Source organism: Citrobacter sedlakii (genome assembly GCF_018128425.1).
Lineage (GTDB): Bacteria > Pseudomonadota > Gammaproteobacteria > Enterobacterales > Enterobacteriaceae > Citrobacter_A > Citrobacter_A sedlakii.
Window position 1 is genome coordinate 2,905,557 of record NZ_CP071070.1, and the last position, 21,030, is coordinate 2,926,586.

At 56.8% G+C, this 21,030-nt stretch carries 19 protein-coding genes; 8 read left to right on the top strand and 11 right to left on the bottom strand.

All coding sequences use genetic code 11. The features are described from left to right. Positions 1-36 precede the first annotated feature (36 nt). The 8 genes from aqpZ (at position 37) to JY391_RS13900 (ending at position 10,015) form a co-directional block, all read left to right on the top strand. Positions 37-732: an aquaporin Z gene (aqpZ, locus tag JY391_RS13865; RefSeq protein ID WP_211934475.1), complete on the top strand. Its 696-nt coding sequence runs from the start codon at positions 37-39 to the stop codon at positions 730-732. A 167-nt stretch (positions 733-899) separates the two neighbouring features. Beyond that, a complete protein-coding gene (locus tag JY391_RS13870; RefSeq protein ID WP_181821610.1) occupies positions 900-1,799 on the top strand; it encodes a LysO family transporter in 900 nt (299 codons plus the stop codon). Positions 1,800-1,941: 142 nt separating this feature from the next. Then, positions 1,942-3,594, top strand: coding sequence for a hydroxylamine reductase (gene hcp / locus JY391_RS13875; RefSeq protein ID WP_042286186.1), 1,653 nt, complete (start codon positions 1,942-1,944; stop codon positions 3,592-3,594). A gap of 10 nt (positions 3,595-3,604) precedes the next feature. Next, the gene (hcr, locus tag JY391_RS13880) at positions 3,605-4,573 is read left to right on the top strand and encodes an NADH oxidoreductase (protein ID WP_181821612.1); all 969 of its coding nucleotides are present in this window, start codon (positions 3,605-3,607) and stop codon (positions 4,571-4,573) included. 131 nt (positions 4,574-4,704) lie between these two features. Continuing rightward, positions 4,705-6,423 carry a ubiquinone-dependent pyruvate dehydrogenase gene (gene poxB / locus JY391_RS13885; protein ID WP_211934476.1) on the top strand — a complete coding sequence of 573 codons (1,719 nt, stop codon included), beginning with the start codon at positions 4,705-4,707 and terminating at the stop codon, positions 6,421-6,423. 38 nt (positions 6,424-6,461) lie between these two features. Then, positions 6,462-7,463: a low-specificity L-threonine aldolase gene (ltaE, locus tag JY391_RS13890; protein ID WP_211934477.1), complete on the top strand. Its 1,002-nt coding sequence runs from the start codon at positions 6,462-6,464 to the stop codon at positions 7,461-7,463. 10 nt (positions 7,464-7,473) lie between these two features. Beyond that, positions 7,474-8,910, top strand: coding sequence for an SDR family oxidoreductase (locus tag JY391_RS13895; protein WP_060569863.1), 1,437 nt, complete (start codon positions 7,474-7,476; stop codon positions 8,908-8,910). Between the two features lie 91 nt (positions 8,911-9,001). Next, positions 9,002-10,015, top strand: coding sequence for a 3-beta-hydroxysteroid dehydrogenase (locus tag JY391_RS13900; protein WP_042284871.1), 1,014 nt, complete (start codon positions 9,002-9,004; stop codon positions 10,013-10,015). A gap of 83 nt (positions 10,016-10,098) precedes the next feature. On the opposite strand, the gene JY391_RS13905 is transcribed toward JY391_RS13900, so the two are convergent. The 11 genes from JY391_RS13905 to gspG all read right to left on the bottom strand — a co-directional run bounded on the left by JY391_RS13905 (position 10,099) and on the right by gspG (position 21,029). Beyond that, complete coding sequence (locus JY391_RS13905) at positions 10,099-11,940, bottom strand: chitinase (protein ID WP_042284873.1); 1,842 nt, start codon at positions 11,938-11,940, stop codon at positions 10,099-10,101. Between the two features lie 133 nt (positions 11,941-12,073). Next, a complete protein-coding gene (gene iagB, locus JY391_RS13910) occupies positions 12,074-12,514 on the bottom strand; it encodes a type III secretion system invasion protein IagB (RefSeq protein ID WP_211934478.1) in 441 nt (146 codons plus the stop codon). A gap of 124 nt (positions 12,515-12,638) precedes the next feature. Then, positions 12,639-15,359 (bottom strand): glycosyl hydrolase family 18 protein, encoded by a 2,721-nt coding sequence (locus JY391_RS13915; protein ID WP_060569866.1) that lies wholly within the window; start codon positions 15,357-15,359, stop codon positions 12,639-12,641. 256 nt (positions 15,360-15,615) lie between these two features. Next, complete coding sequence (locus tag JY391_RS13920) at positions 15,616-16,413, bottom strand: prepilin peptidase (protein ID WP_205611828.1); 798 nt, start codon at positions 16,411-16,413, stop codon at positions 15,616-15,618. Further along, positions 16,410-16,895 (bottom strand): type II secretion system protein M, encoded by a 486-nt coding sequence (locus JY391_RS13925; protein WP_042284884.1) that lies wholly within the window; start codon positions 16,893-16,895, stop codon positions 16,410-16,412. The genes JY391_RS13920 and JY391_RS13925 overlap by 4 nt, the downstream gene beginning before the upstream one ends. Continuing rightward, the gene (gene gspL / locus JY391_RS13930) at positions 16,892-18,028 is read right to left on the bottom strand and encodes a type II secretion system protein GspL (protein ID WP_211934479.1); all 1,137 of its coding nucleotides are present in this window, start codon (positions 18,026-18,028) and stop codon (positions 16,892-16,894) included. Before gspL ends, JY391_RS13925 begins: the two co-directional genes overlap by 4 nt. Before the next feature lie 15 nt (positions 18,029-18,043). Further along, positions 18,044-19,051 carry a type II secretion system minor pseudopilin GspK gene (gspK, locus tag JY391_RS13935; RefSeq protein ID WP_042284888.1) on the bottom strand — a complete coding sequence of 336 codons (1,008 nt, stop codon included), beginning with the start codon at positions 19,049-19,051 and terminating at the stop codon, positions 18,044-18,046. Then, complete coding sequence (locus JY391_RS13940) at positions 19,048-19,725, bottom strand: type II secretion system protein GspJ (RefSeq protein WP_042284891.1); 678 nt, start codon at positions 19,723-19,725, stop codon at positions 19,048-19,050. The genes gspK and JY391_RS13940 overlap by 4 nt, the downstream gene beginning before the upstream one ends. After that, entirely contained in the window at positions 19,722-20,102 is a 381-nt protein-coding gene (gene gspI / locus JY391_RS13945) for a type II secretion system minor pseudopilin GspI (protein ID WP_042284893.1), read from the bottom strand. The genes JY391_RS13940 and gspI overlap by 4 nt, the downstream gene beginning before the upstream one ends. Then, complete coding sequence (gene gspH / locus JY391_RS13950) at positions 20,095-20,580, bottom strand: type II secretion system minor pseudopilin GspH (RefSeq protein WP_042284895.1); 486 nt, start codon at positions 20,578-20,580, stop codon at positions 20,095-20,097. Before gspH ends, gspI begins: the two co-directional genes overlap by 8 nt. After that, positions 20,580-21,029 carry a type II secretion system major pseudopilin GspG gene (gene gspG, locus JY391_RS13955; RefSeq protein WP_082636807.1) on the bottom strand — a complete coding sequence of 150 codons (450 nt, stop codon included), beginning with the start codon at positions 21,027-21,029 and terminating at the stop codon, positions 20,580-20,582. Before gspG ends, gspH begins: the two co-directional genes overlap by 1 nt. Between the last annotated feature and the right edge of the window lies 1 nt (position 21,030).

The following is a 21,030-nucleotide window of genomic DNA, read 5'->3' on the forward strand; positions in this document are numbered from 1 at the left end:
ACACCACGTTTGTGGTTATTTCTTATTGAGGTGGATATGTTCAGAAAATTAGCGGCTGAATGTTTTGGTACATTCTGGCTTGTTTTTGGTGGCTGTGGGAGCGCTGTACTGGCAGCAGCCTTTCCGGAATTAGGCATCGGTTTTGCGGGTGTCGCGCTGGCATTTGGTCTCACCGTATTAACGATGGCGTTCGCTGTGGGGCATATTTCCGGCGGTCATTTTAATCCAGCGGTAACATTAGGCTTATGGGCTGGCGGCCGTTTTCCGGTGAAAGAGGTCATTGGCTATATTATTGCCCAGGTGATCGGCGGGATTATTGCGGCGGCCGTATTGTACCTTATTGCCAGCGGTAAAACGGGCTTTGACGCGGCAGCCAGCGGGTTTGCTTCTAACGGCTATGGCGAACATTCACCGGGCGGCTATTCCATGCTGTCCGCCATTGTCATCGAGATTGTCCTGACAGCCGGTTTCCTGTTGGTCATTCATGGCGCAACGGATAAATACGCCCCTGCCGGTTTCGCGCCCATCGCGATTGGCCTGGCGTTAACCCTGATTCACCTGATCAGCATTCCGGTGACCAATACCTCTGTGAACCCGGCGCGCAGTACCGCAGTCGCGATCTTCCAGGGGGGTTGGGCGCTGGAACAGCTGTGGCTGTTCTGGGTGATGCCGATTATCGGCGGGATCCTCGGTGGGCTTATTTATCGCACCCTGCTGGAAAAACGCGATTAATGATAACAGGCCGGGTAAGCGCGATGCTTCTCCTGGCCTGCAAATACGTTCGATTGTGAACCGGGTGAGCGCCAGCGCCGCCCGGCTTTCTTTTTGCCGCTTTACGGGACAGACTTTATTGGGTAGTGTCGTTGACGCTAAACGATTCTTACAAGGACCGGCTGTTCATGTTTTCTGGACTTCTCATTATTCTGCTTCCGCTGATTGCAGGTTATCTCATTCCGCTGCGGCACAACGCGGCATTAAAACTCATTAATCGCCTGTTAAGCTGGATGGTTTATCTGATTCTCTTTTTTATGGGTATTAGCCTGGCCTTCCTGGATAATCTGGCGAGTAATCTGCTCGCTATTTTTCATTATTCCGCAGTCAGTATTAGCGTTATTTTACTCTGTAATATTGTGGCCTTGCTGTGGCTGGAACGTTCATTACCCTGGCGGCACAATCATCAGCAGGAGAAACTGCCGTCGCGTATTGCCATGGCGCTGGAGTCGCTAAAATTATGCGGCGTGGTGGTGGCGGGTTTTCTGCTGGGACTCAGCGGTTTCTCTCTTTTGCAGCATGCGACCGAAGCCAGCGAATATACCCTGATTCTTCTGTTACTGCTGGTGGGGATCCAACTGCGCAATAGCGGCATGACGTTAAGGCAAATTATTCTTAATCGCCGGGGCATGATTGTCGCCGTCGTGGTGGTCGCCAGTTCCCTGATCGGCGGCTTAATCAATGCTTTTATTCTCGATCTGCCGATCAAAACCGCACTGGCGATGGCGTCCGGGTTTGGCTGGTACTCCCTGTCCGGTATTTTGCTGACGGAATCCTATGGTCCGGTGATTGGCAGCGCCGCGTTCTTTAACGATCTGGCGCGCGAATTGATCGCCATTATGCTGATTCCGGGCCTGGTGCGCCGCAGCCGCTCCACCGCGCTGGGGTTGTGCGGGGCGACATCGATGGACTTCACCCTGCCGGTTTTACAGCGCACGGGCGGGCTGGAAATGGTGCCAGCCGCCATTGTACATGGCTTTATCCTCAGCCTGCTGGTGCCGATCCTGATGGCGTTTTTCTCTGCGTAATACCCCGATGGCGGTAGGTCTCTGCCGCCAAAATTGCGCTAAATCAATCTCCCTGTAAGTTGTATCAGAAATCCCTTTTCTCCTTTCGTGCTCAGGCATAACCTTAAACATGTATATTAAATATAACTTTAAGGGTGTGACCATGTTTTGTGTGCAATGTGAACAAACTATCCGTACTCCGGCAGGAAACGGCTGCTCTTACGCGCAGGGTATGTGCGGTAAAACGGCTGAAACCTCCGATTTGCAGGATCTGCTGATCGCTGCCCTACAGGGTCTGTCTGCATGGGCGGTGAAAGCCCGTGAATACGGCATCATTAATCATGACGTTGACAGCTTCGCGCCGCGTGCGTTTTTCTCTACGCTGACTAACGTTAACTTCGATTCCCCGCGTATCGTGGGCTATGCCCGTGACGCCATCGCCATGCGTGAAGCGCTAAAAGCCCAGTGCCTGAGCGTAGACGCCAGCGCCCATTGCGACAATCCGATGGCGGAGCTGCAACTTGTCAGCGACGATCTCGGTGACCTGCAGCGCCAGGCGGCAGAATTTACCCCGAACAAAGACAAAGCGGCGATTGGCGACAACATTCTCGGCCTGCGTCTGCTCTGCCTGTACGGCCTGAAAGGCGCGGCGGCGTATATGGAGCATGCCCATGTGCTCGGTCAATACGACAACGACATCTACGCGCAGTACCATAAAATCATGGCGTGGCTGGGCACCTGGCCTGCCGACATGAACGCGCTGCTGGAATGCTCGATGGAAATCGGCCAGATGAACTTTAAGGTCATGAGCATTCTCGACGCCGGTGAGACGACGAAATACGGTCACCCCACGCCAACTCAGGTCAACGTGAAAGCCACTGAAGGCAAATGCATTCTGATTTCAGGTCACGATCTGAAAGATCTCTATAACCTGCTGGAGCAGACCGAAGGTACCGGCGTTAACGTTTACACCCACGGCGAAATGCTGCCCGCTCACGGTTACCCGGAACTGCGTAAATTCAAACATCTGGTCGGTAACTACGGCAGCGGCTGGCAGAACCAGCAGGTCGAGTTCGCCCGCTTCCCTGGGCCTATCGTGATGACCTCAAACTGCATCATCGATCCGACCGTGGGCGCTTATGACGACCGTATCTGGACCCGCAGCATCGTCGGCTGGCCGGGCGTCAGTCATCTCGAAGGCGACGATTTCGGCCCGGTGATTGCGCAAGCGCAGCAGATGGCAGGCTTCCCGTACAGCGAGATTCCGCACCTGATCACCGTCGGCTTTGGCCGTCAGACCCTGCTTGGGGCGGCAGATACGCTGATCGACCTGGTCAGCCGGGAAAAACTGCGTCACATCTTCCTTGTCGGCGGTTGCGACGGAGCGCGCGGCGAACGTAACTATTTCACCGACTTCGCCACCAGCGTGCCGGATGACTGCCTGATCCTCACCCTCGCCTGCGGCAAATACCGCTTCAACAAGCTCGAGTTTGGCGATATCGAAGGGCTGCCGCGTCTGGTGGATGCCGGGCAGTGTAACGACGCTTACTCCGCTATCATTCTGGCGGTCACGCTGGCGGAAAAACTGGGCTGCGGCGTCAACGATCTGCCGCTCTCCCTGGTGCTCTCCTGGTTCGAACAGAAAGCGATCGTTATTCTGCTGACCCTACTGTCGCTTGGCGTGAAAAATATCGTCACCGGACCGACCGCGCCGGGCTTCTTCACCCCGGATCTGCTGGCGGTGCTCAACGAAAAATTCGGTCTGCGTTCCGTCACCACCGTTGAAGACGATATGAAGCAGTTGCTGAGCGCGTAAGGAGTAAAAGATGACGATGCCAACCAATCAGTGCCCATGGCGGATGCAGGTCCATCACATCCATCAGGAAACGCCGGATGTCTGGACAATAGCCCTGCTGTGCCATGACTATTATCCGTATCGCGCCGGGCAGTATGCACTGGTGAGCGTGCGTAACGCTGCGGACACGCTGCGTGCCTACACGCTGTCTTCCACGCCGGGCGTCAGCGAGTATATTACGCTGACCGTTCGCCGGATTGACGACGGGGCAGGTTCGCAGTGGTTAACCCGCGACGTGAAGCGCGGCGACTACATTTGGCTGTCCGACGCGATGGGCGAATTTACCTGCGACGATAAAGCAGACGATAAATTCCTGATGCTCGCCGCCGGTTGCGGCGTCACGCCGATCATGTCAATGCGCCGCTGGTTGGCGAAGTATCGCCCACAGGCCGACGTGCAGGTAATTTTTAACGTACGCTCGCCGCAGGACGTGATTTTCGCCGAAGAGTGGCAGCAGTACCCGGTCACGCTGGTGGCAGAAAATAACGCCACTCATGGTTTTGTCGCCGGTCGCCTGACCCCTGCACTGTTGCAGCAGGTACCCGATCTTACCTCGCGTACCGTAATGACCTGCGGCCCGGCGCCGTATATGGATTGGGTCGAACAGGAAGTGAAAGCGCTTGGCGTGACGCGCTTTTTCAAAGAGAAGTTCTTTACGCCGGTGGCAGAAGCCGCTACCAGCGGTCTGAAATTTACCAAACTGCAACCGGCAAAAACGTTTTACGCGCCCGTCGGCACCACACTGCTGGACGCGCTGGAAAGCAACAAAGTGCCGGTTACTGTCGCCTGTCGTGCTGGCGTCTGCGGCTGTTGTAAAACCAAAGTGGTTTCCGGTGAGTATACGGTCAGCAGCACCATGACGCTGTCCGACGCGGAAATCGCCGAAGGCTACGTGCTGGCCTGCTCCTGCCATCCACAGGGCGATCTGGTCCTCGCGTAGTGATACCTTGCCGGAAAGCGTTGCGCTTATCCGGTCTCCCCCTTCAGGCCGGATGCGCTGACGCCATCCGGCCTTTTTGCCATCTTCAACTAAACTTGTAACCGTTATCACATTGAAGGAGATGGAGAACCATGAAACAAACGGTTGCCGCTTTTATTGCAAAAACGCTGGAACAGGCCGGAGTGCAACGCATCTGGGGCGTAACGGGCGATTCCCTGAACGGCCTGAGCGACAGTCTCAATCGCATGGGAACGATTGAGTGGATGTCGACCCGTCACGAAGAGGTCGCGGCGTTTGCCGCTGGCGCGGAGGCCCAGCTTACCGGCAATCTGGCGGTGTGCGCAGGCTCCTGCGGCCCCGGCAACCTGCATTTAATCAATGGCCTGTTTGACTGCCACCGTAACCATGTTCCGGTACTGGCGATTGCCGCCCATATTCCCTCCAGCGAGATCGGCAGCGGTTACTTCCAGGAGACCCACCCGCAAGAGTTGTTCCGTGAATGCAGCCACTATTGCGAGCTGGTTTCCAGCCCTGAGCAGATCCCCCAGGTCCTGGCGATCGCCATGCGCAAAGCGGTACTGAATCGCGGCGTGTCGGTCGTGGTGCTCCCGGGCGACGTAGCGCTGAAACCCGCGCCGGAAGGCGCCAGCAGCCACTGGTATCATGCGCCGATGCCGGTCGTCACCCCCGCGGAAGAAGAGCTGCGCAAACTGGCGCAACTGCTGCGTTATTCCAGCAATATCGCGCTGATGTGCGGCAGCGGCTGCGCGGGCGCCCATCACGAGCTGGTTGAGTTTGCCGCCAAAATCAAAGCGCCTGTCGTGCACGCCCTGCGCGGCAAAGAGCACGTCGAATACGACAATCCATATGACGTGGGCATGACCGGGCTTATCGGCTTCTCGTCCGGTTTCCATACCATGATGAACGCCGACACCCTGGTGCTGCTCGGCACGCAGTTCCCCTACCGCGCCTTCTACCCCACCGACGCCAAAATTATCCAGATCGACATCAATCCGGGGAGTATCGGGGCGCACAGTAAGGTTGATATGGCGCTGGTCGGCGACATCAAAGCGACCCTGACGGCGCTACTGCCGCTGGTGGAAGAAAAAACCGATCGAAAATTCCTTGATAAAGCATTGAACGATTACCGCGACGCCCGCAAAGGACTCGACGATCTGGCGAAACCGAGCGACAAAGCCATCCACCCGCAGTACCTGGCGCAACAGATCAGCCGTTTTGCCGCCGATGACGCCATTTTTACCTGCGACGTCGGTACGCCGACGGTATGGGCGGCGCGTTACCTGAAAATGAACGGCAAGCGCCGACTGCTCGGCTCGTTTAACCACGGCTCGATGGCGAACGCCATGCCGCAGGCGCTGGGCGCGCAGGCTACCGCGCCGGAGCGCCAGGTCGTGGCGATGTGTGGCGACGGCGGGTTCAGCATGCTGATGGGCGATTTCCTCTCGGTGGTACAGATGAAGCTGCCGATCAAAATCGTGGTCTTTAACAACAGCGTGCTGGGCTTCGTGGCGATGGAGATGAAGGCCGGCGGTTACCTGACCGACGGCACTGAGCTGCATGACACCCATTTCGCCCGCATCGCCGAAGCCTGCGGCATCACCGGTATTCGCGTTGAAAAAGCCTCAGAGGTGGATGAAGCCCTACAGCGTGCTTTCGCTATCGACGGTCCGGTACTGGTGGATGTAGTGGTCGCCAAAGAAGAGCTGGCGATCCCGCCGCAGATCAAACTGGAGCAGGCCAAAGGGTTCAGCCTGTATATGCTGCGGGCGATCATCAGCGGGCGCGGCGACGAAGTGATCGAACTGGCAAAAACCAACTGGCTCAGGTAAAACAGAAGGCATTACCCTGACTTTACAGAGGAAATGCCGTGATCGATCTACGCAGTGATACCGTCACCCGACCGGGCCGCGCCATGCTGGAAGCCATGATGGCCGCCCCGGTTGGCGATGACGTGTACGGAGATGACCCTACCGTTAACGAACTTCAGCGCTACGCCGTGGAACTCAGCGGCAAAGAGGCCGCGCTGTTTTTACCCACCGGCACCCAGGCCAATCTGGTCGCCTTGCTCAGCCACTGTGAACGCGGTGAAGAGTATATCGTCGGTCAGGGTGCGCATAACTATCTCTTTGAAGCGGGCGGCGCGGCAGTGCTTGGTAGTATCCAGCCGCAGCCCATTGACGCAGCGGCAGACGGATCATTACCGCTGGATAAGGTGGCGGCGAAAATTAAGCCGGACGATATTCATTTCGCCCGCACGAAGCTACTCAGTCTTGAAAACACCCACAACGGCAAAGTGTTGCCGCGCGAATACCTGAAAGCCGCGTGGGAGTTTACCCGTGAGCGCGGTCTGGCGCTGCATGTCGACGGCGCGCGCATCTTTAACGCCGTGGTCGCTTACGGCTGCGCGCTGAAAGAGATCACCCAATATTGCGACTCGTTCACTATCTGCCTGTCGAAAGGGCTGGGTACGCCGGTCGGGTCGCTGCTGGTCGGCAGCCATGATTACATCAAGCGCGCCACGCGCTGGCGCAAAATGACCGGCGGCGGTATGCGTCAGGCGGGGATTCTGGCCGCCGCCGGGCTGTATGCGCTGAAAAACAATGTCGCTCGCCTGCAGGACGATCACGACAACGCCGCGTGGCTGGCGGAACAGCTGCGTGACGCTGGCGCGGAAGTGACGCGTCATGACACCAACATGCTGTTCGTTCGCGTAGGCGAAGAACGCGCGGCGGCGCTGGGCGCGTATATGAAAGACCACGGTGTGCTGATCAATGCCTCGCCCGTGGTACGTCTGGTCACGCATCTGGACGTCTCGCGCGAGCAGCTTGCCGACGTTGTCGCCCACTGGCGCGCCTTTCTGAACCGCTAAGGAGACAACCGTGCCGCAACGCATTCTGGTGCTTGGCGCCAGCGGATACATCGGTCAACATCTGGTGCAGGCGCTCAGCGCGCACGGGCATCAGGTGCTGGCGGCGGCACGTCGCACCGAACGGCTGGAAAAAATGCAGCTGTCGAACGTCAGCTGCCATAACATCGATCTGAACTGGCCGCGCGCGCTGCCCGCCCTGCTGAAAAACATCGATACCCTGTACTATCTGGTTCACGGCATGGGCGAAGGCGGCGACTTTATCGCCCATGAACGGCAGGTGGCGCTGAACGTGCGTGACGCCCTGCGTGAAACGCCGGTTAATCAGCTGATTTTTCTCAGCTCGCTACAGGCGCCCGAACATGAGCAGTCGGACCACCTGCGCGCGCGACAACTGACGGCAGACACGTTGCGCGAGTCCGGCGTGCCGGTCACCGAACTGCGCGCCGGGATCATCGTCGGCGCAGGCTCCGCCGCGTTTGAAGTGATGCGCGATATGGTCTACAACCTGCCGATCCTCACGCCGCCGCGCTGGGTGCGCTCGCGCACCACACCCATCGCGCTGGAGAACCTGCTGCATTACCTGGTGGAGCTGCTCAACCATCCCACCCGCGAACATCGGGTGCTGGAAGCCGCCGGGCCGCAAGTGCTGAGCTATCAGGCGCAGTTTGAACATTTCATGACGGTCAGCGGCAAACGCCGTCCGCTCCTTCCCATCCCCTTTCCGACCCGTTGGATTTCCGTCTGGTTTCTTAACGTGATTACCTCTGTCCCCCCCACGACCGCGAAAGCGCTGATACAGGGACTGAAGCACGACCTACTGGCTGACGACAGGGCGCTACGCGCGTTGATCCCGCAAAAGCTGATTGCCTTCGACGACGCGGTGCGCAGGACGCTGAAAGAAGAAGAGAAGCTGGTTAACTCCAGCGACTGGGGTTACGACGCGCAGGCATTTGCCCGCTGGCGGCCTGAGTACGGTTTTTTCGCCAAACAGGCTGGCTTTACCGTCAGCACCTCTGCCAGTCTGCAGGCGCTGTGGCAGGTCGTGAACCGTCTCGGTGGCAAAGAGGGATATTTCTTCGGCAATGCGTTGTGGAAAACCCGCGCGGCGATGGATCTGCTGGTCGGCCATCGGCTGGCGAAAGGTCGCCCCGAACATGCGCTTTTACAGCCCGGCGATACGGTGGACAGCTGGAAGGTGATTATTGTCGAGCCGGAAAAACAGCTGACCCTGCTGTTCGGTATGAAGGCGCCGGGGCTAGGCCGCCTCAGTTTTACTCTTGAGGATAAAGGGGATCACCGACAGATTGACGTGCGCGCCTGGTGGCATCCGCACGGGATGCCGGGCCTTTTTTACTGGCTGTTGATGATTCCGGCGCACCTGTTTATCTTCCGGGGAATGGCAAAGAAAATTGCCCGACTTGCAGAACAAATCACAGAAAATAAGTAAAAAGAGACTGTATTGTTTCACGTTTCCCATTGCATACCGACGTAATTCACGGAAGAATGCGCACGACGTTTTTAAAACACAGTGGATTGATATGAAGGTACTGGTTACCGGCGCAACCAGCGGCTTGGGACGAAACGCGGTTGAGTTTTTGCGCAACAAAGGCATCAGCGTCAGAGCCACCGGTCGCAATGAGGCGATGGGAAAACTGCTCGAGAAGATGGGCGCGGAATTTGTCCATGCGGATCTGACCGAGTTGGTTTCGTCACAGGCGAAGGTCATGCTGGCGGGCATCGACACGCTGTGGCACTGCTCAAGCTTCACCTCGCCGTGGGGAACCCAGGAAGCCTTTGATCTGGCCAACGTCCGCGCAACCCGTCGTCTTGGCGAATGGTCGGTGGCGTGGGGCGTGCGTAATTTCATTCATATCTCCTCCCCTTCGCTCTATTTCGATTACCACCATCATCGCGGTATTAAAGAGGATTTTCGCCCTCACCGTTTCGCCAACGAGTTTGCCCGCAGTAAAGCCGCCGGTGAAGACGTGATTAATCTGCTGGCGCAGGCTAACCCGCAGACGCGATTTACGGTGCTGCGTCCGCAAAGTCTGTTTGGCCCCCATGACAAAGTGTTTATCCCGCGACTGGCGCACATGATGCACCAGTACGGCAGCGTGCTGTTGCCCCACGGCGGCAGCGCGCTGGTGGATATGACCTACTATGAGAATGCGATTCACGCGATGTGGCTGGCCAGCCAGGCGCAGTGCGACAGCCTGCCCTCTGGCCGGGTGTATAACATCACCAACGGCGAGCCGAGAACCCTGCGCAGCATTGTGCAAAAGCTGATTGATGAACTGAATATCCACTGTCGGATCCGCTCTGTTCCCTACCCGATGCTGGACATGATCGCCCGCAGCATGGAGCGTTTCGGCAACAAATCCGCAAAAGAGCCCGCACTTACCCACTATGGCGTGTCAAAGCTGAATTTTGATTTTACGCTGGATATCAGCCGCGCCGGGGACGAGTTGGGATATAAACCGGTGGTGACGCTTGATGAGGGAATTATCAGAACCGCAGCCTGGCTGCGCGATCACGGGAAATTACATCGCTAAACCGTTCACCGCCGGAAGGTGACTTATCCGGGCGGCAAAATCGCAAAAAAGCGGCAACCTCTGGTTGCCGCTTTGCGTTTACCTTACAGCGCGGTCCATGCGTCGGACCATGCCAGACCCACGCCGGGTTCATAGTAGGTTGGCGCGTTGTTGCACCAGCCGCTGTACGGGAACGGTTTGCACTGGAACAGTTTACCGTGGTTGTTCACGATGTCCCCTGCGTTGTACGTGCTGTTAGCGCTCCAGCCTGGGTAAGCGCCTTCATCTTCAGACGGCGTCGAGGCCTTTGCTTTCACGTTCAGCAGATAGGATGCGGTGCTGCTCAGTTCGCCATCGCTGACGGTCAGGCTCACTTCGTACTGCTTCGCCGTAGCGGCTTCCGGCGCGGTAAAGGTCACCACCGCTTTGTCTTCGCCGGAAAGGGTCTGACCGTCCTGCGAGCGCCAGGTATAGGTCAGTTTATTACCGTCTTCATCGGTAGAGCTTTCCGCGCTCAGCGAAACCTGCGCCCCCGCTTCAACCGCGCCAACCGGCCCTGAAATAATCGCCACCGGCGCGTGGTTGACCACCACTGGCGCGGTATCGTCTGCCGGCGTGGTATCCGCCGGGGTCGTGTCATCTGGCGGAGTGGTATCCGCAGGCGTATCCTCAGACGGCGTGGTGTCCGCCGGTGTGGTATCGGCAGGTGTGACCGGCGTACCGTCGTCATTCACAATGTTCACGTTATAGAACTTCTGCACGCATTTGGTGTAGTCGCCGTCTTTAAAGGCGCTGAACGGCGTCTGGTAGCCCACCAACTGGCAAGCATAGGTTTTACCGTCTGGCGTGTCCGCGCTCCACCCCCAGTCCTGCTCCCAGTAAATCTTCAGCGCGCCCGCGCCGTATTCGTCGAACTGTTTCATGTTGGCGCAACCCAGCACTTCATCAGCCGGAACAGGTACTTTCAGGTAATTGGCGAACTCTTTGTAGTACTTGATACGGTTCTGCGACTGGGCGATCTCCGTCGGGCCGCCGCATTCCACGCCGCCGTTGATGATCTGGGTGGTCACACCGAAGCCCGGCACCAGACCGTTGGCTTTATCGTGTTCGTTCGGCTGCCAGGTGCCGTCGATCACCTGCAACATGCTCGGCTTCGGCGGCTGCGGGTAGGCAAAGAAAAAGATCGCGCTCGCCAGGTTCAGCCAGGTGTCCGCCACCAGCTCCGGTTTGTCGAGCAGAACACGCACGTCGCCATACATCGCTTCCGAGAATGGACCGTAGTTGTAGTTATAGGACAACTGCTTCGCGCCGCGACCAAAGTAGCTCAGGAAGTCGCCGTCTTTGTCTTTACCGCACGGCCAGGTCTGCCCCTGCCATACGTCCGGGTTACATTCACCGTTATAGCCGCCCTTCTGGCCTTCGCTCCAGCCCATCTCGCGGACGTGAACCAGCGCCTGGCGCCATTCGGCCTCCGGACGCCAGCTTTCATGGCCGCCAGTTTCCTGGGCGAAGTGCGCGAACATAGTCGCCAGTTCTTTACGGCAGATCGCGTCGCTGTCGCGACCGTCGTTATAGGTCTGGCACAGTGCCGGGAATTTACCGACCGCTTTCAGGAAGTTGCTGTAGGTGTACGCCTGCGCGCGCAGCGGGAACAGGTATTCCCAGTCAGACGCTTTCACGATGCCTTCCACGCGCTTGACGTTTTCCGGATTGGCGGCGCGACCCGGCTCGATCAGTTCAACTGAGGCGTTATCGAGGGTGCGAATAGTCTCTTTTACCGACTGCATCAGCGGAAAGTTGGTCAGCTCCTGCTCTTTTTTCGCCAGGTCGCTGGCCTTCATGGTATAAGGCTCACCGCTGGTCGCCTGCAGATTGCTGGCCTGCGCCATAAACGGCGCCACACACGCGCCGGCAATAAGTACACTTAATAATGTCCGTTTGTTCATTTCAGTTTTCCTTGAAGAGTACAATAAGATAATTAATCCCCTGGTTTATTTATTAATCCGTCAATAAATAAGCCCTCCAGTGCGACATTCACTTTTAGAAGAACACGCGTGGGTATTCTTCAAAAAATAAAAGTCATCCGCGGTAAGGTTTTTTTAACTGTTGATATTTATTCCATACCTTGCGCGCGTAGATCATGCGTTGAGGGTAGTTTTCTTTTTTCAGCCCTGCGTTATAAGCGCCAACGGCTTCCCAGTTATTGCCATAGACTTTAACCATGTCGGAAAGAATCGAAGCCCCCACCATAATTGAGGTACACGGCTCGGCAATCAGCCGGTATTCATCAATCCCGTGTCGTTGCAGTTCTGTAAAATGCGAGCTGTTAATTTGCATCAAACCGACATCCCGGGTGCCATCGTGATTTACCCCTACGGCATAGGGATTCATCCCGGATTCAACTTTTGCTATTGCATATAAGAGATAAGGATCCACATGGTAATAATGCGCGGCGTTATCCCAACAGTTAGCGAATACGCTCTGACTGACAATCAGCAGCAAAAATATGATACGTTTCATTTTTTCTCCTGATAAATGGATTAATTGGCTCCTTTTTACGTCCTGTCAGGTGAGAGGAACCACACCCGAAGCGGGGTGTGGTCCAGAGGTGCGGGGAGCGTACTCCCCGCGACCTGCGGTGAAATTATTTGCAGTCGGTTGCTGCGCCTTCCTTCACCCATACATCGCTGTTTGCCGGGTTGTCGCCCATGGTCCACCACTTCGCACGGTACACAGACCCTTCATACGTTGTGGTATCGCCACCGTTGTAGACCACATCGGAACGCCAGTTGAATTTCACCTGGCTGACCAGTTCCCAGGCTTCCGCACCGAAGCCCGGCTGGTTACCCTGCGTCCAGTACTTCGCTTTCCATACCAGATGGTCGAAGCTCACGGTATCGCCGCCGTTGTAGATTTTGCTGGATTCCCATGCCGCGTATTTGCTGGCGTTAGCGTCAACCGGGTTGTCGCAGGAATCTGTTGCGCTACCTTCATCAGACGGCGTGTTGCCTTCATCAGACGGGGTAGTACCTTCGTCTGAAGGGGTGTTGCCTTCATCAGACGGATGGGTGTCTTCCTCTGCCGGAGTCGGTACCGCTTTCGGATTCACAGTCACCTGCACGTTAGACTGTACGCTGGTCTTACCGTCGGACACGATCACGCTCAGGGTGAAGGTGGAGGCGTTTGCCACGTCTGGCGCAGTGATACGCACGTTCGCCGTATCCGTACCGGTTGCGTTCATATCTGCCGGTACGCTCCAGCTGTAGGTCAGCGCATCGCCATCCGGGTCGGTTGCCTGCGCATGCAGAGACAGAGACTCGCCCGCGGTCACGCTCACGGCTTCCATGGCGTTGATTACCGGAGCCTGGTTGGCTTTCGGCGCTTTATTCACTACCTGGACATCCACCGCATTGCTCAGGCCTTTCGCATCAGTGACCGTCAGACGGAATGCCAGAGTTTGATCGAGGGTAACCGCTGGCAGGTTGATGCTGGCTTTAGCGCTGGTGCTGTTGGCAATCGCTACGGTGGCGCCGGAAATCTGCGTCCACTTGTAGGTCAGCGCGTCGCCGTCCTGATCGCGGGAAGCCGAACCGTCGAGCATCACGGTCGCCGGGCCAGTTACGCTCTGGTCAACCGCAGAAGCGACCGGCGCGTGGTTGGTGTTTACCGGCTCAACCGGCGTGGAGCTGCCGCCCATCAGACCTTCGTTCATGGCGTTCAGGATATCGCCGTTATCGGACTCGATAGACCACGCGAACAGACCGCCGAGGTTGTTGTTCAGGACATATTTGCCTTTCGCTTCAACGGAGCGGGCGTTGTCGTAGGTCACCAGCTCGCCGGTAGACTTGTTGAATACATACGGCGCTTCTGCAGCGGTATCGTATTTGTATTCCCAACCCGGTTTGCCCAGCATCTGGTTGACGATCTGACGGTAGTCAACAATGCCGCTTTCCCAGGTGCCTTTCACCGGACCGGTAGCCGTGCCGGTGAACGGGTTGTCGCCAGTGTAGCCGTGAACGCCGGTCCAGCCGCGTCCGTACATCGCCGCGCCAACGACGATCTTGCCAGGCTGTACGCCCTGCTCCAGCATCGCTTTCACTGCGTTATCGGTGGTGTAGTTGGTGTCCGGTTTCCAAGACGCGCCATAAAGTGCGGTCTGGTGGCCGAGATCGGTGTTGCTCCACGCGCCGTAGAAGTCATAGCTCATCAGGAAGATATGATCGAGGTACTGCTGCGCCGTGTTGTAGTCAACGTCTTCAATCTTATCTTTGCCCGCGCCGATTGCGGTGGTCAGCTCGTAGGTACGGCCCGTTTCAGCCGACAGTTCGTTCAGCATCTGACGCAGATCGTGCATCAGCGCGGTGTACGTGGCCTTATCGGTCTGCGGATTGCCGAGTTTGGCGTTCTCACCGCCGCCGCCCGGGAATTCCCAGTCAATATCCACACCGTCGAACACTTTCCAGGTTTTCAGGAACTCTTTTACAGAGGCGACGAAGCGATCGCGCAGGACTTTATTGTCCATCTGGAAAAACGGATCGGACAGCGTCCACCCGCCGACGGACGGCAGAATTTTCAGGTCAGGATGCGCTTTTTTCATCGCCATCAGCTGACCGTAGTTACCTTTGTACGGGTCATCCCAGTTGCTTACGCCCTGCTGCGGTTTCTGCAGCGCCGCCCATGGATCGTGGATCGCCACGGTGTAATCCTGACGTCCCTGGCACGCGCGTTTCAGGGATTCCAGCGCACCAGACGATTTGGCGCTGTCGTTAATACCGTCGCCGCCGCACATTGGAATAAAGCCATACAGCAGGTGGTTGATGTTCGCCACCGGGATTTTATCGGCGGAGAAGTTGCGGTCATAGACGCCCCACTCCGGGAAGTAGGCGCCAACCACTTTATCGGTGTGCTGCGCGAAGGTTTTGTTATTTTCCAGCAGCGGGGTATTCAGCGGCAGCAGATGGCTACCGTCGGTATCCGCCACGATAATCAGCTTACTGGCGCTCTTGGTGCAACCGCTGTCGTTACACAATTCCACCTGTTCCTGATAGCGCCCGCCTTTTTTAACTTTAAAGGTCGCAGAACCAGACGCGCTGCCAGCACCGGTCCAGACGGTTTTACCGTCCAGCAGTACTTTTGCGGAAGTCGGCGCATCGCCGCTCCACACGTTCCACTCCACTTTCACGTCAACGCCGTCGTTATGCACTTTAACGAGGTTGTTATAATCCTGAGCAGCCTGATCCACTTCCACGAGGGCAAATTTATCATTACCGCTGGAAATAGACGGCGTCCCTGGCGCCGCTGCAAATACAGAGCTTGTTGCCGCAGCGACAAACAACGCCAGATATTTTGGCTTCATAAATTTCATTATTAATTCCCGATAACTTTATTTGTGAATATGAAAATAACCATGCCTTCCTTAAAGCATGAACGACAATGAGAAGTACTAATAAATGAATAACGGTATGAACCAGGACGGCTCATTAAAGATTATTAATTATGGACATCCTCCCTATTTATTTGCAAACCATCCTTTTTTTTACCCTTGCATAATAATCTGGGAAACACCCTTCGTCCTTTCATTCCCTCGGCGAAAATAGATGAAAAAATACTTGCAGCGGCACTTAGAATGTGAATTGCCAGGATTGAATAATAAAAATAATTACTCCCGCCAATGAAAGGGCGGGGCCAAAAGGAATTTGTCGGTCGTTGCCCGTGGATTTATATAACAACACATAGATAACGATGCCAGTGAGCGCGGCAAGCAGCAAAATGTACGGCAACGGTTGCCAGCCGCACCAGGCCCCCAGCGCGGCAAACAGTTTACCATCCCCCTGCCCTAGTCCCTCGCGCCCGGTCAACAGGCGACATCCCCAATACACCAGCCACAACGACAGATAACCGGCTATCGCGCCATAGAGGGCGTCGGTTAACGGTAGCGTATGAACACAGGCGTGGAACAACAACCCGGCCCACAACAGAGGCTGGGTTAAACAGTCCGGTAGCAGCAGATAACGGGCGTCGATGAAGGTGAGCGGCAACAGGCCGATCCACAAGATCCACAGCGCGATCAGCGCAGGCAACGAAGGCGCGAAAGCGGCGGTCAGCGCAAAGAAGAGCGCGCTGAGGCATTCAACCATCAACAGACGAAGCGGGATAGCGACCCGGCAGTGGCTGCAGCGTCCCCGCAGACAGCACCAGCTCAACAGAGGAATATTTTCCCACCATGCCAACACGTGTCCGCATGCCGGACAGTGCGAGGCGGGAAACAGCAAATTCCCTGCGTCTTCTTCCTCCAGCAGCATCGGCGGAAGGCGCTCGACCACCACGCCCAAAAAGCTGCCGATGATACTGCCGAACACGCCGCTCATAACGCAAAACCCCAGCGGATAGCCCTCTCTGAAGGCGGTCAGGGCATTCATGCGGCTTTTTTCCAGCTCAGTACCAGCGTCGCCTTGACGCTGCTGGCGCGGTCGACCGGCATTAACGCCATTTTTTCCAGACGCACGCCTGAGGAAAGATTCAGTTCACGCAGCCAGTTTTTCAGTTCAACAACGTTCACCTTCTCAACAACAAGTTCGAGAGACTGCTCATGCTGGCGAATATCCGTCAGCGGCAAATGGATCTCTTTCGCGCTCTCTTCGATCACCTGGCGCGGATTACTGGTTTTTAATACCTTCGCCTGCAAATGATTTTTATCGATCTCTTCGCGCATCCAGCGCAGAGTCTCTTTTTGCCGTAATAATGTCGATTCGCTGTTTTTAATCATAGTGTCCAGCGGGATGATGCCGCCGTAATAGACCGCGGCACAGCACAGCGCCGCGGCGCACAGCGTAAACAGGTTACGCTCGCGCGGACTGTAATTCTGGTAACGCGCTTTCAGTTGGGCAATACGCTCTTTCATTTATATTTCCCGGTGACTATCGCCGTAAAGGGCGCCTGGGTGGAGACGGGTTGCAGGGTAAAATCAAAACTGCCGCTGGCCTGGTTCACAAATGACTGGATCGCCTGCGGGTCCGGTGACGACAGGCTCAGGGTAAGCTGATTTTGCGCCTCGTTATATTCCAGTTGGCTTAATTCCACGGCGGGCACGTTTTTTTTAATTTGCGCCAGGGCGTCAAGTTGTAAAAAGACCCCTTTCGGCTGTTTTTTGAGATTCTGACCAAAATGATACTTAATGTTGGTCTGCTGGCGCAGGCTGGGGAAATAGTGTTGCGCCACCTGAACGATCTCGTCCTGCGCCTGGTTTTCCTGTTGCACCAGCATCCAGGCCATGGCGATCCGCGGGCCAATCATCAGCCCCACGGAAAGCGCCACGGCGGCGGCCAGCATCGCTTTCCCATGCCGGAAGCCGTGCGTGCCGGAGGCTAAAAAGGGACCGTGCAACATATTGGCGCGGCAGGTTTTCCACTGCGGCTGAATCAGCGTCAGAGGATGCTGCCACGCCCGCTGTTCAGTAATGACGACGCCGGACGGGACGTCGCCGTAGCAGCAAATGTCGCCATCGAGATCGCGGGTCAAAAACGGCATCAGGGCGGCATCTGCCTCACAGGCGCTAAACGGCGCGGCGCGCAGCCACCAGCTGTCGCCGCAGGAAACCAGGGTCGCGCCGCCTTCGCTGACGGGCAGTAAAATGGCATCCGGCAGAACCTGAATCACGTTCAGCCCCGCTTTTTCACAAAGCGAAAGCCAGAAGCGCAGACGTTCTGCGTCAATCGCCACCGCGTCCACCTCACGGCCTTTTTTGCGCAGTACCGTCCAGTGCAACGTGTCCACATCGCCAATCAGCGTTTCTTCCGCCAGCCACGAGAACGGCGCCGACTGGATGGAAAGCCCTTTTTTTGGCAGTGTAAACTGGCGAAAGACCAGTTCGCTGGCGGGCAACAGCAGGCAGACGCGCGTTGCCAGCGGACTGTCTGCCAGCGTGCTTAAGGCGGCGCGATTATCCAGAACGTTCACCTGCTGCTGGCCGGAAATACACCACGCAATTTTCCCGTCCTCATTCGCGTCGGGACGAATAAAAAGTACCTGTTTCATTGACTATGACTCTTCTTATTCCATTATTCGGTAGCGGCGTTGCCAGGTCGTAACCTTCCCGGCTTCCTTATCAACGTGCAGTTGGCTGACAACGCGCAGCGTTAAATCATCGGTATTCCCGGTGCTGTTAACCCGGAAATCGTTGCTGTTCACCGCGATAAATTCCTGAACCTGGGTCAGAACTTCTTTGCTCTGCGGGTAGTTTGTTTCTAATTCCTTGCTGAAAGCCTCGACCGACTCCCACCCCTCTTGCGGACGGGAAGCAAGCAAGCGCGACGCGTCATCTTCACTCAGTTTTCCGAGGAACAGCGCCGACAATAGCGTTGCCTGCTCAGGCTTAAGGGTGTTCACATCGACCGTGCCATCGGCGTCCGGCAGGGCGCACAGCAGGGTGCTGGCTTTGGGCCAGGCCGCTGGCGGAAACGCCGGCAGCTGTGTGATCTCACCGATAGTACGCATCATCTGGTTCGCAGGAAGCCGCTCCGGCAGCGCGCCGGCCCACGCATCGTTCTCCTGCCCCTCTTTCGCCGTGATACTGTCACCGTCGAGGTAATCCATCAGTTGTTGATACACCTCTTCTGCGGTCACAGTGCTGACACCACTGTCGGCCAGCAGTTGTTCAATAATTTGCTCTTTTACCGGTTTCGTCGGCAACGCGGCGGCATCTGTGGCCGTCGTCGCTTTTTCTTCCGCCAGCAGGCTGTTGACATTGAAGCAGCGCCGGGCGTCCTCAATCTGGCTGACCACCGTGTAGTATTCCCCTTGGGTTTCCAGCGGCTCGCGCCATTCGCCCTCTGGTGAAAGCCCTTTGCTTTCACCGCTGGTGAGGGTTTGCAGACGATCTTTAATCACCTCATCCTGGCGTTGCATCGCCCAGCGCAACTGCTGCTGGCTCACCTGATATCGCGTTTTCTGCAAATTGCGACAGAACTGCTGGCTGATTTTTGCCGCCAGCGCGGACATCATGACCAACAGGATCAGCACCACCAGCAGCGCGACGCCGCGCTGTTTGTCTGTTTTCATTTTGCCTCTCCGGTCGGTACGGCGGCGGCAGGCGTCGCGGCCTCCGCTGCGGGCGAGGTTGGCGGCGACGCGACGTCCGCTGGCGCTTCCGGCTTTTTCGCTAACTGAATTTCCGGCATCTCCCCGGGGGTGAGAAACACCCAGCGCCAGGTTTCGCCGTTTGTCAGCGTCAGCGTCAGCTCCACGCCGTCTGGCTGGTGAGCGGCGTCCGTCCAGGCGTCCTGCCAATCCTGACGCCAGAAGCGCCAGCGCATCTCTTTCACGTCGTTTAAAATGGGCACCTCTTCCGGTTTGACGCTGGAAGGGCTGTCGATCGCCGGCCAGACGTCGCGCCACAGGCGGTGCTCCTCAAGCCGCCAGCGCACGCGCTCCAGCCGGACATCGCCGCTCAAGGCGCTCAGGGTACTGAGTTCAACGGCGTTCCCATCCTGTCGAAACACCTCCGGTTCATTGCGCGGCGCGCGCGCCTGAAGCTGGAAGAAATCGCGCTCCAGCAGGTTATAGGCGCGCTGTAGCTGGTTGAGCTTCGTCGCCGCGGTGTCCGTTGCCGTCGTGGTGCGCATCGCGCCGTCGAGTATTTGCCATGCCAGGATGCTGATCACCGCGAAAATGGTCAGGGCAATCATGATCTCCAGCAGGGTAAAGCCCTGCTGACGCGGGAGTCGCTTACTCATGGCGTGTCCTCCGGCGGGATGATGCTCAGGACGATCACCGGCTGGCTTTCGTCGCCTTCGGCATAAACCGCAATGTCGTTGGCAAACACCTTGTTGTCTTTTTTCACCCGCTGGATCTGCCAGGTCCAGGTGCGTCCGCCCATCGTTTCGTCGCCTTTTTCAGCGGCATCAGGAAACGGGCGCTTTTCCAGCTGCGCTTCGGCCAGTTGATTTTCCGCCACCCAACTGGCCTGCAGCGTGTCCGCCAGGCCGTGGGTAAAGCGCACGTTCAGCGAAACGGAATTCATCAGCGCCAGCGCCGCGGTGGAGAAAATAACTAACGCCACCATGACTTCCAGCAGCGTCATCCCCTGCTCTTTCATCCTACGTTTAGTCATTATTCTCTACCGACACCGGCGAGGCGCCCTGCGACACCACGCTAAAATGGTGCTGTTTATCGTCACTTTGCAGGGTCAGGCGAAAGCGGGACATCTCCCCGTCGGGTAAAAATATTACCTGCGGTTCGGACGTTACCGTCGCCGCCAGACGCTGTGGCGAAAGGGAGATATGCATCGTTTCCGGAAACTGGCCGTGAGTGTAAATACGCCCGGCGGTGAGCGGTTCCCAGCGCCGTTCGCCATTTTTTTCGGCCGGGGCGACAAGTTGATATTCCGATGGCGTTATGACCAGCCCGATAATAGTGCCGTCCATTACCGCGCGGTCGGAACCGTATTCAACGAGAGATTTCATTTGCTGGCCAAATATATCCGCACCACTGCGCGATGGAATCGTCGACACGACCATCATGGCGCAGCTGGCAAATATCACCAGCGCCAGAATAATTTCCAGCAATGTAAACCCACGCTGTTTTTTCATCACTTATCTTTGTTATCTAACGACCAGTTCGTAATATCATCGGCAGTGTTCGCTTCGGCATCCGGCCCCGGCGAAAAGATATCTACCGCGCCGTGCTCGCCCGGACTGACGAGAATATAATCATTGCCCCACGGATCCTGCGGCAGGCGACGAATATAACCGTCAGTGCGATAGCCGTTCGGAATTGGCGCGATTTCCGGCTTCGTCACCAGTGCCTGCAGGCCCTGTTCGCTGGTGGGATAACGGTGGTTATCCAGCTTGTACATATCCAGCGATCCCTCCAGCGCCACAATGTCGCTGGTCGCCTTCTGGGTATCGGCTTTCTCTTTATTTCCCATCAGGTTTGGCACCACCATGCTTGCCAGAACGCCAAGGATGACGATCACCACCATTAATTCGAGCAAAGTAAACCCGGCCTGACGCGTCAGGTTTTTTCTTTTTACAGACATA